This window comes from Azospirillum endophyticum (assembly GCF_016595245.1).
GTDB classification, from domain to species: domain Bacteria; phylum Pseudomonadota; class Alphaproteobacteria; order Azospirillales; family Azospirillaceae; genus Azospirillum; species Azospirillum endophyticum.
In genome coordinates this window covers 1-11,318 of the sequence record NZ_JAENHM010000001.1, presented here as the reverse complement: position 1 = coordinate 11,318, position 11,318 = coordinate 1, and the positions used below count along the sequence as shown (strand labels likewise).

Here is an 11,318-nt window from a genome sequence, read left to right as displayed (position 1 = left end):
GGATGGGGAAACCGACGACGGCCGCCGTGAGCGGGAGGGTTTTGAAAAGCCGACCCGTAAAAACCCGCCTTGCGGCCAGCTGGGCCGGCAAGGATACCTGTTGCAAACCCGCGTTTACCGCGGGGGCGGAGACCGGCCGAAGCCGGTCCCCGATCCTCAGGGTTCCCGAAGGAGCCCCCCTGGAAACCTTAGATCTTGCCGACGAGGTCGAGCGACGGGGCGAGGGTCTTCTCGCCTTCCTGCCACTTGGCCGGGCAGACCTCGCCCGGATGGGCGGCGACGTACTGGACGGCCTTGATCTTGCGCAGCAGTTCCTTGGCATCGCGGCCGACGCCGCCGGCGGTGATCTCGACGATCTGGATCTTGCCGTCCGGGTCGACGACGAAGGTGCCACGGTCGGCCAGGCCGACTTCCTCGATCAGGACCTCGAAGTTGCGGCTGATCGCCAGCGTCGGGTCGCCGATCATGGTGTAGCCGATCTTGCCGATGGCCGGCGAGGTGTCGTGCCAGGCCTTGTGGCAGAAGTGGGTGTCGGTCGAGACGCTGTAGACCTCGACGCCCAGCTTCTGGAATTCGGCGTAGTTGTCGGCCAGGTCTTCCAGCTCCGTCGGGCAGACGAAGGTGAAGTCGGCCGGGTAGAAGAACACGACCGACCACTTGCCCTTCAGGTCGGCGTCGGTCACGTCGATGAACTTGCCGTTCTTGTACGCGGTCGCCTTGAAGGGCTTAATCTCGCTGTTGATCAAGGACATTTGTGTTCTCCGATGAATGCGATGATTTGGTTGTCGCCCCAATCCCTGGCGCTGGCCCCGGCCGGTGTCCGTGACATGCCCGACTTAGTGCGGCGCACCGGGTCGAACAAGGGGGCCTGCCGTGTGGCCGGGAGCGGGGCGTCGTTCCGTTGTCCCGTTGACGAATGGAGGAATACGGGAAATCTGTGATCAAGAGAAGTAGAAAATACCAATTGAACTGATCGATTAATCCGATTACATAACCGGGCATGAAACCGCTCCCCACCTTGCGCCAGCTCCGCTACCTCGTCGCCGTCGTCGACCGCTGCCATTTCGGGCAGGCGGCGGAGGCCTGCCTCGTCAGCCAGTCGACGCTCAGCGCCGGTTTGCAGGAGCTGGAGGATCTGCTGGGCGCCACGCTGGTGGAGCGGACGCGCCGGTCGGTGCTGCCGACCCCGCTCGGCCGCGAGATCGCCGAGCGGGCGCGGCAACTGCTGAAGGGGGCGGAGGAACTGGTGGACATCACCCGCTCCGCCGCCGACCCGATGTCGGGGGCGCTCCATCTCGGCGTGATCCCGACCATCGGACCCTTCCTGATCCCCCGGGTGATGCCGGCCCTGCGCGAGTCCTTCCCGCGCCTGCGGCTCTACCTGCGCGAGGACCAGACGGCGCGGCTGCTGGAGCAGCTGAACGCCGGCAAGCTGGACGCGGCGCTGCTGGCCTTGCCCTATCCGATGGGCGACCTGGAAACGGAGGACATCGCCGAGGACCGCTTCTCCTTCGTCTGCCCCACCGGCCACCGGCTGAGCGGCGGCGACCCGGCGCAGCCGGTGACGGTCCCGTCGGAGGATCTGCTGCTGCTGGAGGACGGGCATTGCCTGCGCGACCATGCCATGGCCGCCTGCGCGCTGGACGCCACGCCGCACAACACCGCCTTCCAGGGCACCAGCCTGCACACGCTGGTGCAGATGGTGGCGAACGGGCTGGGGGTGACGCTGCTGCCGCAGATGGCGGTCGATTCCGGCATCCTGCGCGGGCTGGATCTGGCGGTGCGCCCGCTGGCCGGCGACCGGCCGGGGCGGCGGATCGCGCTGGCCTGGCGCCGCACCTCCGGCCGGAAGGAGACCTTCCAGCGGCTGGCCCAAGCGCTCAGGGCGGAGATGACGCGCAACGACGGCTGAGAGGGCCGCCAGAGTTCGGGCGAGAAAGAATCGCTTGGTCCGGCGGGTGCGAGGTGGTTTAAACGGGACGGTTTTTCGCCCGTTCACTCCGCTTTCGGGACACCCAGCGTCATGTCCACCGCCAGCACCGACACCGTTTCCGCTCCCCTGTTCGACCGCGTCGCCATCATCGGCATCGGTCTGATCGGCTCCTCCCTGGCGCGGGCGTTGGCGGAGTATGGGATCGCGCGGCAGGTCGTCTGCGCCGACCGCAGTGCCGATGCCTGCGCCAAGGCGCTGGAGCTGGGCATCGTGGCGGAGGCTTCCACCGATCTGGCGGCGGCGCTGGCCGGCGCCGATCTGGTGGTGCTGGCGACCCCGGTCGGCAGCTATGCCGCGGTGGGCGAAGCGATCGGGCCGCTGCTGAAACCCGGGACCATCGTCACCGACGTCGGTTCGGTCAAGCAGGCGGCGCTGCGCGACATCGGGCCGCATCTGCCCGACGGCGTTCCCCTGATCCCCGGCCACCCGGTGGCCGGCACCGAGCATTCGGGGCCGGAAGCCGGCTTCGCCACGCTGTTCCAGGGCCGCTGGTGCATCCTGACCCCGCCGCCCGGCGCCGACCGCCAGGCGCTGGAGCGGGTGACCGAGCTGTGGCGCCGCGTCGGCTCCACCGTGGAGATCATGGAGGCCAGCCACCACGACCGGGTGTTGGCCATCACCTCGCACCTGCCGCACCTGATCGCCTACACCATCGTCGGCACCGCATCCGACCTGGAGGAGGACACCAAGTCCGAGGTCATCAAGTTCTCGGCCGGCGGTTTCCGCGACTTCACCCGCATCGCCGCCAGCGATCCGGTGATGTGGCGCGACATCTTCCTGAACAACCGCGAGGCGGTGCTCGAGATCCTCCAGCGCTTCACCGAGGACCTGACGGCCTTGCAGCGCTCCATCCGCTGGGGCGAGGGCGAGCAGCTGCAGGACCACTTCACCAAGACCCGCGCGGTGCGCCGCGGGATCATCGACGCCAAGCAGGCGTAAGGGGGAAGGGGGGTGGGTTGACTTCGATTGCCCCCACCCTAACCCTCCCCCGCTGGGCGGGGGAGGGGATTAAGTGCTTGTTTGGGAAGGCGACGGCAGTCCCTCCCCCGCCCAGCGGGGGAGGCTAGGTGGGGGCTAGCTTTTCACGACGCCCGCAACGCTCCCAGGAAGCCGTCGACCTCCTGCCGCATCCGTCCGGCATCGCCAGTGACCGTGTCGACCGAGCGCACCATCACGCCGCTCGCCTGTTCGGCCGAGGCGGCGGCGGCGGTGACGGCGGCGATGTTGTCGGAGACGCTGCGGGTGCCGTCGGCGGCGTCCTGGATGTTGGCGGCGATCTCACCGACGGCGGCGGACTGCTGTTCGACCGCGGCGGCGACTTCGGCGGCGATCTCGTTCAGCCGGGCGATGGTGCGGGTGACGGCGCCGATGGTGTCGACCGCGGTGCCCGACGCGCCCTGGATCTCGGCGATGCGCGCCTGGATCTCGGCGGTGGCCTTGGCGGTCTGGCCGGCGAGCTGCTTGACCTCGCTGGCGACAACGGCGAAGCCCTTGCCGGCCTCGCCGGCGCGGGCCGCCTCGATGGTGGCGTTCAGCGCCAGCAGGTTGGTCTGGCCGGCGATGCCGGAAATCATGTCCACCACCTTGCCGATCTCCTCCGCCGCCTCGGCGAGACTGCCCATCACCGCGGTGCTGCGTTCGGCGTCGCGGGTGGCGTCGGCGGCGATGCCGGCGGAGTCGGCGACCAGCTGGGCGATGCCGGTGAAGCTGGCCGACAGTTCGGCGGTGGCGGCGGCGACGCTGTCGACATTGGCCGACGCCCGGCCGGCGGCCGACGACACCGCGTCGGAATGGCGCGCCGTTTCGGCGGCGCCCTCCGCCATGGCGGTCGAGGCGGACGCCATCTCGGCGGTGGAGGCCGACAGCGCTTCGACGAGACGCTTCACCGTCGCTTCGAAACCGTCGGCGAGCCTGCGCAGTTCGCGGCGGCGTTCCTCGGCGGCGGCGGTCTTCAGCCGCTCCTGCTCCTGCTGGAGGCGCTCGGTGTCGAGCATGGTGTCGCGGAAGACGCGGGCGGCGGTGGCCATGCGGCCGATCTCGTCGCGGCGGTCCTCTTCGAAACTGGCGGTGAAATCGCGGGCGGCCAGCCGCTCCAGCGAGCTGGCGACCTCCAGGATCGGACGGGAGATGCCGCGCACCAGCACGACGCCGAAGCCCAGCGCCAGCAGGGTGCAGAGGGTCACTCCGCCCAGAACCATGCCATGGGCGTTGCTGTAGACCGCCGCTCCCTGGTCGGCGACGGTGCCGGCATCGGCCATCGTGCCGTCGACCAGCGCGTCGAGCGCCTCCTGCACGCGGGTGAAGGCGACGGCGCTCGGACGCTTGAAGACGCTGACGGCCGACTGGGCGTTGCCGTCGCGCGCTTGGCTGCGGACGCGGTCGGCCGCGGCGGCATAGGCGGTCCACGCCTCGTCGAACGCGGCAAGCCGGGCGGCACCCTCGCCGCCGGCAAAGCGGGATCCGGCCGCCTGACGGCGGGCCGCCACCTCGGTCACCGCCTCGGTCCAGCCCTTTTCCGCCTGGTTCACCTGCATCTCGTTGGTGGCGAGCGCATAGGCGGCCTCGGCGATGCGGTGGCTCTGCGCGGCGGAGGTCAGTTGACCGGCCAGCTGGGTCGCGGGCAGCGAGCGGCTGCGCATCGTCTCGGCGGCATTGTTTAGGATTTCGAGCCGGCTGAGCGTAAACAGGCCGAAGGCGCCGGCCATCACCACGGTGCCCAGCACCGCGACAATGATCTTGGCACGGATTGTGAGTCGTCCGAATGCACGAATCTTAGCCATTCTGCCCACACTCCCGCCAAGCCTTCGGCAGGGGACTTCCCGCTCGAAGGAATTATCCGACCCTCAACCTTACTAATCCGACTTACTAATCCGAACGTTTAAAATTATCAACGCGGAAGGTGAGTGATTTCGTCGGAGATCGGGCGTGGACGGTCAATGGTCACAGCGGAGAACCGAAGGATCCCGAAANGCACCGTTTCGGTGCGGCGTCCGTTTCGGGACCGTCTGAGGATGGAATCAGGCGGCCTTGCGAACGGAACCCAGCTCGGTGAACAGCTTCACCACGGCTTCGACGAACTCGTTCAGCTGGTCCTGGCCCAGCGCCGAGACCGTGATGTCGTCGACGACCAGCGCCTCTTCGCTGATCTTGCCGCCGGCGGCGGTCAGATCGGCGCGGTAGGCTTCCGGGGCGGCCAGCAGGCGGCCGCGCAGCTTGCCGGGGATCGCCAGCAGCTGGATGCCCTGGTCGATGGCGGCGATCGGCTTGCCGGCATCGAGGAAATGGCCGACGATGCGGCGGGTGTGGGCCGACTGCTGCAGCTTCGCCACGCTGCGCTCACCACCCGGCAGCAGCAGCATGTCGAAGTCGGCGCCGAGCGCCTCGCTCAGATGCTTGTCCACCGGGAAGTAATGGCCCCAGGACTTGCCGTGCCAGCCGTTGACCAGACCCGTCTCGGTCGAGATGGTACGCAGCGTGGCGCCGGTCTTGATCAGGGCGCGTTGCGGCTCGGTCATCTCCGCTTCTTCGAAGCCGTTGGAGACGAGGATGGCGATGGACTTTCCTGCGAGCGATTGATCCATACTGTCTTGTCCTTTCATCGTTTCACCAATAGAACGCCGGAGCATCTCCGATGGCTGTCGGCCAGGGAGAACCCGCCGGGGGCAAAAGGCGGTCGGGAAACGGTCATCGCCGCGCATGGGGATGCGCGGCGGCCAGTTCCGCCCGCCGGGACCCCGAGGTCGGGTGCCGGCGTGTGGGACCTTTACGTCCCGGATCGGTTTGTTTTCAGCATGCGGACTTAATTGGTCCCGATACCGCCCCAAGTCAACAAGGGATTCCGCGGCGCACCCAAGGCCGCGACCCTGCCGCAACGGTACTCGGCGGTGGATTTTCCGGTGTTTTTCCAGCGCCGTTCAAGACTTTCGGCCGAGCCGGGCCGTACCACGGGTTGATGCGGCGCAGAGCTGCCATACCATGGGGGCGTGGCTTTCCCGACGGGTTATGCCGAAAGAACCGCCAGCGGATGATACGGACATCAGGGACCGGGCATAAAAAAGCGGCCGGGGGGAAGGCCCCCGGCCGTCGGCAAGTCAAAACATCAGCCGTTCGAAAAGATCCAGCTCGCACACTGGATCACGGACCAATCCCGATGATCGGAACCTGCGATCAATGGAACTGATCAGCCTCGGTGGAGTCCTTGTAGGCGGTGGTCGAGGAGGTGCCGCCGGAGATCGCCGTGGCGACCGCGTCGAAATAGCCGGTGCCGACTTCGCGCTGGTGCTTGGTGGCGGTGTAGCCGTCCTTCTCGGCCGCGAACTCGGCCTGCTGCAGTTCGGAGTAGGCGGCCATGCCGCGCTCGGCGTAGCCCTTGGCCAGAGTGAAGGCCGAGTAGTTCAGGCTGTGGAAGCCGGCCAGCGTGACGAACTGGAACTTGTAGCCCATCGCGCCCAGCTCGCGCTGGAACTTGGCGATGGTCGCCTCGTCCAGGTTGGCGCGCCAGTTGAAGGAGGGCGAGCAGTTGTAGGCCAGCATCTTGCCCGGGAACTGCTTGTGCACGGCCTCGGCGAAGCGGCGGGCCTCCTCCAGGTTCGGCTTGGAGGTCTCCCACCACATCAGGTCCGAGTACGGCGCGTAGGACAGGCCGCGGGCGATGCAGTGCTCGACGCCCACGCCCTTCTTCAGGCGGAAGAAGCCTTCGGAGGTGCGGCCGCTGTCGAAGTCGATGAAGGGATGGTCGCGCTCGTCGACGTCGGAGGTGATGAGCTGCGCCGACTCCGCGTCGGTGCGGCAGATCACCAGGGTCGAGGTGCCGCAGGTGTCGGCGGCCAGACGGGCGGCGTTCAGCGTGCGGATGTGCTGCTGGGTCGGGATCAGCACCTTGCCGCCGAGATGGCCGCACTTCTTCTCCGACGCCAGCTGGTCTTCCCAGTGCACGCCGGCGGCGCCGGCCTTGATCATCGCCTTCATCAATTCGAAGGCGTTCAGCGGGCCGCCGAAGCCGGCCTCGGCGTCGGCGATGATCGGCGCGAACCAGTAGGTGTCGCCCTTGCCCTCGGAGGTCTGGATCTCGTCGGCGCGCTTGAAGGTGTTGTTGATGCGCTCGACCACCGCCGGGACCGAGTTGACCGGATAGAGGCTCTGGTCCGGGTACATCTGGCCGGCGGTGTTGGCGTCGCCGGCGACCTGCCAGCCCGAGAGGTAGATGGCCTTCAGGCCGGCCTTGACGGCCTGCATCGCCTGGTTGCCGGTCAGCGCGCCCAGCGTGTTGATGTAGGGCTCGGTGTTCAGCAGCTCCCACAGGCGGCGGGCGCCCAGCTCGGCCAGCGTGTACTCGATCTTGACCGAGCCGCTCAGACGCTTGACGTCGTCCATGGTGTAGTCGCGGCGGATGCCCTCGTAACGGGCGGCGTGGATGGCGGTCTTGGTCTTTTCATCGAGCGACATGGGTCAGGTTCCTTTTGTCCGGTGCGCCCGGTCGATCGGGGCGGAACTGGGTCTCGGGGCGGGCCTTTTGTCGGTCCCTGCGGTCTTGTGTGCAGCGGCGTTTCCTCCCGCCGTAATCAACTGCACCTTTCCGTCTTCGGGGCCGCTTGCGCTTTACAGCGCGGCCATGGATCAAGAGTTAAACCTGGCTTGAGTGCGTTGCAATAAGCCCTTGTTTGTAAAAAGGTCCGTTTGTAAACTGCCGTTTTCGCGATCCTGTAAATCCGTAAATCTTGTAAAGTTCGGATCCGTCGAGGGGGCTGGTTTTGGCGAGCATGGAAAAGAAGGCGATGCTGGGTCCGAAGGTCCGCCGTCTGCGCCGCGACCGTGGCCTGACCCAGGCCCAGATGGCCGAACAGCTCGGCATCTCTCCCAGCTACCTGAACCTGATCGAGCACAACCAGCGCCCCGTCACGGTGCCGCTGCTGCTGAAGCTGGGCCAGCAGTTCGGCGTCGACCTCCAGGCCTTCGCCGAGGACGAGGAAAGCCGGCTGGTGGCCGGATTGCGCGAGGTGTTCGCCGATCCGCTGTTCGACGGCTCCGACATCAAGAACCAGGATTTCCGCGAACTGGCGGCGGTGGCGCCGACGCTGGGGCAGGCGGTGGTGGCGCTCTACCGCGGCTTCCGCGGCGCGCGCGACGACCTGCAGGCCTTGGCGGAGCGGGTGGCCGACCGCGAGAAGCTGCATCTGGTGCAGAGCGCCGGCTTCCCCCAGGACGAGGTGCGCGACCTGTTCCAGGTCCATTCCAACCATTTCCCGGATTTGGAGGCGGCGGCGGAAGGTCTGTGGCAGGACGGCAAGCTGGAGCGCGGCGACCTCTATCGCGGCCTGGTCGACTGGCTGAACACCCAGCACAGCGTCCGCGTCCGCCTGCTGCCCTCGGAGGTGATGGGCTATGCCGTGCGCCGCTTCGACCGCCACAGCCGCCGCATCCTGCTGTCGGAGATGCTGGCGCCGTCGGGCCGCACCTTCCAGCTCGCCTGCCAGATCGCCCTGCTGCGCCATCGCGACCTGCTGAACGGCATCGTCGACGCCGCCAACCTGTCCGGCGACGAGGCGCGGCGGCTGGCCCGCATCGGGCTGGCCAATTATTTCGCCGCGGCGGTGCTGATGCCCTATGCCCGCTTCCACGAGGCGGCGACCCAGCTCCGCTACGACATCGAGATCCTGCGGCGGCGCTTCGACGCGTCCTTCGAGCAGGTCTGCCACCGGCTGACCACGCTGCACCGGTCGGGAGCCAAGGGCGTGCCCTTCTTCTTCATGCGGGTGGACAGCGCCGGCAACGTGTCCAAGCGCTTTTCCGGAGCCGGCTTCCACTTCGCCCGCTTCGGCGGCGGCTGTCCGCGCTGGATCGTCTATGACGCGTTCCGCACGCCCGGCAAGATCCACAGCCAGATGGCGGAGATGCCGGACGGCACCGCCTACTTCTCCATCGCCCGCACGGTGGTGAAGGCCGGCGGCGGCCATCGCAGCCCGCCGCAGCAGTTCGCCGTCGCACTCGGCTGCGACGTCCAGCATGCGGCTCAAGTCACCTATGCGGATGGGTTCGACCTGTCCAACACCGACGCGGCGACGCCGATCGGTATGAATTGCCGGCTCTGCCCGCGGCTGGACTGCTCGCAACGGGCATTTCCGCCGCTGAATCATCGGCTTATCGTCGACGAGAACCTGCGCGGCCTGTCGCCCTACCTGTTCGCGCCGCCCAGTGCGGAATAGGGAGTCAATTGACCGGGATCAATGTTGTACGGCGGTTCTTGTGTTGTTTGCTGGAAAGCCCGTCATTCGACTGGTATAAATCCGTGGCCTTCGACCGGGTTTGTTGATAGGTTTCGGCCGTTGCGTCGCGGCAGCTCCGCTCGCGTGCTTGCGCACCGGCCACCTGAACGCAGCGTCCCGGACAATGGCTAGAACAGTGCCAACGGAGTTGGCCTCGACAGGTTTTGGAACGCCCATGAGCAACTTGATCAAAGAGCGCGTGCTGACCGTTCACCACTGGACCGACACGCTGTTCAGCTTCACCACCACGCGCGATCCGTCCTTCCGCTTCCTGCCGGGGCAGTTCACCATGATCGGGCTGGAGGTCGAAGGCCGGCCCCTGCTGCGCGCCTACAGCCTGGTCAGCGCGCATTACGAGGAGACGCTGGAGTTCTTCAGCATCAAGGTTCAGGACGGCCCGCTGACCTCGCGTCTGCAGCACCTGAAGGAAGGCGACACGCTGCTGGTGAACCGCAAGGCGACCGGCACGCTGATCACCGACAACCTGCTTCCCGGGCGGAACCTGTATCTGCTGAGCACCGGCACCGGCCTGGCGCCGTTCCTCAGCATCATCAAGGACCCGGAGATGTATGAGAAGTTCGACCGGGTGATCCTGACCCACGGCACCCGCACCGTGGCGGAACTGGCCTATGACGACCTGATCCACCACAGCCTGCCGGAGAACGAGTTCTTCGGCGAGCAGGTGAAGGAGAAGCTGCTCTATTACCCGACCGTGACGCGCGAACCCTTCCGCAACCAGGGCCGCCTGACCACGCTGATGGAGACCGGCAGGCTGTACGAAGACCTCGGCCTGCCGGAGCTGGACGGCGAGAAGGACCGCGTGATGATCTGCGGCAGCCCGGCGATGCTGGCCGAGACCACGGCGATGATGGAGAAGCGCGGCTTCGTCATGGGCACCAACGGCGAGCCGGGCGGCTTCGTCATCGAGAAGGCATTCGTCGAGCGGTGAGAGGATCGGCTTTCGGGCCGCGCTGGAGTTTCGTGCGTTCTACCGGAGTCCGTCAGGCGTTCACGGAAGTGCCTGATGGACTCCAGGCTCCCGGTTTTCCGTATGATCGTCTCACGCGGTCCCGCTTGAGCCGATAATATCCCGGAGTCCGTTCGCTCTTCCCAGGTTGATTGGATTTGATGACCGGGAGGCTCGGTTGCAGCCCGGAAGCGTCGTTATGGCGGTGCGATGACAGACACGGCCGATCAAATCATCGGGATTTACCGAAGACATGGCCTTGCGTGGGAGGCCGGTCGGAGCCGAAGCCTTTTCGAGAAGGTCTGGCTCGATCGTTTCCGAGCGCTTCTGCCATGTGGGGGCACTGTCCTGGATCTGGGCTGTGGGAGTGCCGACCCCGTGGCGGGTTATTTCATTGAGCGCGGGTTCGCGGTGACGGGGATCGATACGTCTCCGCCTCTTCTCGGACTTGCCCGGGAGCGGTTTCCCGAGCATCGCTGGCTCTTGTCGGACATGCGCGGACTGTCCTTGCCCAGGCGTTTTGACGGCATCCTGGCCTGGAACAGCTTCTTTCATCTGCGCTGGGATGACCAACGGCGGATGTTCGAGGTTTTTCAGCGCCATGGGGCGCCGGCCGCTGCTCTGATGTTCACCAGTGGCCCCGCGCATGGAGAGGCGATCGGTGCTCTCCAGGGCGAACGCCTGTTCCATGCCAGCTTGGACGGGGATGAATACCGTGCGCTGCTGGATGCGCATGGGTTCGACGTCGTAGCGTATGTACGAGAGGATCCTGACTGCAACGGTCACACGGTCTGGCTGGCGCGTGCCCGATCGGGCTGAGGAGGCCGGACTGATGAGGCCGGAAGGTTGAGCCGAGTGCGGACCGCCGTTTTCCTGTCTCGGGGAGACAACCCACCGAGATTTTTGCTCCCGGCCGTCTTGAAGGCCGGCTCGCTGTCGCCGGCATCGCCGCTCCCCCGCTGAATGGAGGGGACAGCGAACACACTACGGCCGTCGCCTCAACTCCCTTCCAGACCGCGAGAGTCAGAAGTTTCCGGATGAGCAACTGTCTTGTTCATGGGTTGGCTGGAATGGCAGCCAGTGCGTCGCGGACCCG

The 11,318-nt window shown here is 66.7% G+C and carries 9 protein-coding genes; 5 read left to right on the top strand and 4 right to left on the bottom strand.

What is annotated here, in order from left to right:
- Positions 1–188: 188 nt before the first annotated feature.
- Positions 189–752 carry an alkyl hydroperoxide reductase subunit C gene (ahpC, locus tag JHL17_RS00045; protein ID WP_042697589.1) on the bottom strand — a complete coding sequence of 188 codons (564 nt, stop codon included), beginning with the start codon at positions 750–752 and terminating at the stop codon, positions 189–191.
- Between the two features lie 248 nt (positions 753–1,000).
- Between ahpC and JHL17_RS00040 the strand changes: the two genes are divergently transcribed.
- Both JHL17_RS00040 and JHL17_RS00035 read left to right on the top strand, forming a co-directional pair.
- The gene (locus JHL17_RS00040; RefSeq protein ID WP_200190011.1) at positions 1,001–1,912 is read left to right on the top strand and encodes a hydrogen peroxide-inducible genes activator; all 912 of its coding nucleotides are present in this window, start codon (positions 1,001–1,003) and stop codon (positions 1,910–1,912) included.
- Between the two features lie 111 nt (positions 1,913–2,023).
- Positions 2,024–2,932, top strand: coding sequence for a prephenate/arogenate dehydrogenase family protein (locus JHL17_RS00035; protein WP_200190010.1), 909 nt, complete (start codon positions 2,024–2,026; stop codon positions 2,930–2,932).
- Between the two features lie 143 nt (positions 2,933–3,075).
- On the opposite strand, the gene JHL17_RS00030 is transcribed toward JHL17_RS00035, so the two are convergent.
- The 3 genes from JHL17_RS00030 to aceA all read right to left on the bottom strand — a co-directional run bounded on the left by JHL17_RS00030 (position 3,076) and on the right by aceA (position 7,438).
- The gene (locus tag JHL17_RS00030; protein WP_200190009.1) at positions 3,076–4,773 is read right to left on the bottom strand and encodes a methyl-accepting chemotaxis protein; all 1,698 of its coding nucleotides are present in this window, start codon (positions 4,771–4,773) and stop codon (positions 3,076–3,078) included.
- A gap of 237 nt (positions 4,774–5,010) precedes the next feature.
- Positions 5,011–5,574, bottom strand: coding sequence for a DJ-1/PfpI family protein (locus JHL17_RS00025; RefSeq protein ID WP_200190008.1), 564 nt, complete (start codon positions 5,572–5,574; stop codon positions 5,011–5,013).
- 586 nt (positions 5,575–6,160) lie between these two features.
- On the bottom strand, positions 6,161–7,438 hold the full coding sequence (gene aceA / locus JHL17_RS00020; RefSeq protein ID WP_200190007.1) for an isocitrate lyase: 1,278 nt from the start codon (positions 7,436–7,438) through the stop codon (positions 6,161–6,163).
- 314 nt (positions 7,439–7,752) lie between these two features.
- Here aceA and JHL17_RS00015 point away from each other — a divergent pair, with 314 nt between their 5' ends.
- From JHL17_RS00015 to JHL17_RS00005, 3 genes are all read left to right on the top strand, one after another.
- Positions 7,753–9,195 carry a helix-turn-helix domain-containing protein gene (locus tag JHL17_RS00015; protein ID WP_200190075.1) on the top strand — a complete coding sequence of 481 codons (1,443 nt, stop codon included), beginning with the start codon at positions 7,753–7,755 and terminating at the stop codon, positions 9,193–9,195.
- Between the two features lie 235 nt (positions 9,196–9,430).
- On the top strand, positions 9,431–10,204 hold the full coding sequence (locus JHL17_RS00010; protein ID WP_200190006.1) for a ferredoxin--NADP reductase: 774 nt from the start codon (positions 9,431–9,433) through the stop codon (positions 10,202–10,204).
- Positions 10,205–10,432: 228 nt separating this feature from the next.
- Positions 10,433–11,041, top strand: a complete 609-nt coding sequence (locus tag JHL17_RS00005; RefSeq protein ID WP_200190005.1) for a class I SAM-dependent methyltransferase — start codon at positions 10,433–10,435, stop codon at positions 11,039–11,041.
- The last annotated feature ends 277 nt before the right edge of the window (positions 11,042–11,318 follow it).

Coding starts and splice junctions, on each gene's coding strand:
- JHL17_RS00005 (WP_200190005.1), top strand. CDS start 10,433: ATGACAGACACGGCCGATCAAATCATCGGGATTTACCGAAGACATGGC.
- JHL17_RS00010 (WP_200190006.1), top strand. CDS start 9,431: ATGAGCAACTTGATCAAAGAGCGCGTGCTGACCGTTCACCACTGGACC.
- JHL17_RS00035 (WP_200190010.1), top strand. CDS start 2,024: ATGTCCACCGCCAGCACCGACACCGTTTCCGCTCCCCTGTTCGACCGC.
- aceA (WP_200190007.1), bottom strand. CDS start 7,438: ATGTCGCTCGATGAAAAGACCAAGACCGCCATCCACGCCGCCCGTTAC.
- JHL17_RS00015 (WP_200190075.1), top strand. CDS start 7,753: ATGGAAAAGAAGGCGATGCTGGGTCCGAAGGTCCGCCGTCTGCGCCGC.
- ahpC (WP_042697589.1), bottom strand. CDS start 752: ATGTCCTTGATCAACAGCGAGATTAAGCCCTTCAAGGCGACCGCGTAC.
- JHL17_RS00025 (WP_200190008.1), bottom strand. CDS start 5,574: ATGGATCAATCGCTCGCAGGAAAGTCCATCGCCATCCTCGTCTCCAAC.
- JHL17_RS00030 (WP_200190009.1), bottom strand. CDS start 4,773: ATGGCTAAGATTCGTGCATTCGGACGACTCACAATCCGTGCCAAGATC.
- JHL17_RS00040 (WP_200190011.1), top strand. CDS start 1,001: ATGAAACCGCTCCCCACCTTGCGCCAGCTCCGCTACCTCGTCGCCGTC.